Origin of the sequence: Sulfitobacter sp. HI0040 (genome assembly GCF_001634885.1) — a bacterium.
Lineage (GTDB): Bacteria > Pseudomonadota > Alphaproteobacteria > Rhodobacterales > Rhodobacteraceae > Sulfitobacter.
In genome coordinates this window covers 1-205 of sequence record NZ_LWEX01000410.1, presented here as the reverse complement: position 1 = coordinate 205, position 205 = coordinate 1, and the positions used below count along the sequence as shown (strand labels likewise).

Sequence of the window (205 nt, the reverse complement as noted above, 5' to 3'; positions counted from 1 at the left end):
TTGGTGGTGCGCATCCGGTCGTCGACGATGATACCGCCTCTGGCATCCGTTTCGATCCCGGCGGCGCCGAGGTTCAGCCCATCGCTGTTCGGCACCCGCCCGGTCGCAAGCAACATCCGCTCGGCTTCATAGGCTACGTTATCTGTGCTCGTCAGACGTACGGTATCGCCATCCCTCGCCATGCTCTCATAGCCAGAGACACGCG

At 62.4% G+C, this 205-nt stretch carries 1 protein-coding gene; it reads right to left on the bottom strand.

The genetic code is table 11. From position 1 onward, the window contains the following. Nucleotides 1-205 (bottom strand): FAD-dependent oxidoreductase (locus A3728_RS16975; protein ID WP_161489597.1); only part of this gene is annotated, 205 nt, incomplete at both ends.